The organism is Parapedobacter sp. ISTM3 (assembly GCF_016533505.1).
Lineage (GTDB): Bacteria > Bacteroidota > Bacteroidia > Sphingobacteriales > Sphingobacteriaceae > Parapedobacter > Parapedobacter luteus.
In genome coordinates this window covers 1-376 of the sequence record NZ_JAENGN010000080.1, presented here as the reverse complement: position 1 = coordinate 376, position 376 = coordinate 1, and the positions used below count along the sequence as shown (strand labels likewise).

1 protein-coding gene is annotated in these 376 nt (G+C 55.9%); it reads left to right on the top strand.

Annotation, left to right across the window (positions count from 1 at the left end; genetic code table 11):
- On the top strand, window positions 1-376 hold a 376-nt coding region (locus tag JHJ32_RS22715), incomplete at both ends, for a transposase (RefSeq protein WP_200123038.1).

Sequence of the window (376 nt, the reverse complement as noted above, 5' to 3'; positions counted from 1 at the left end):
GGCCCATCAGGGATATTATTGGGTATATCATGCCCCACTGGCGGGAACGGTATTGTTTGACTATAGTCCCACCCGTGGTGGCAGCGCACCATTGCCCATACTGGGCAGCTTCAGGGGATACCTGCAGACGGACGGATATGCCGTTTACGAAAAGTTTGCAAAGAAAAAGGAGATTACCCATCTCGCCTGCTGGGCACATGCCCGCCGTGAGTTCGAGCGGGCATTGGACAACGACAAAGTCCGGGCAGAAAAGGCACTGCTGCTGATTCAGCAGCTGTATGCCGTGGAACGACGGGCACGTGAGGAAAAGCTGGCGGCAGATCAGATCAAAGAGCTCCGACTGACCCAATCCCTGCCGGTGATCAACGGATTGGGG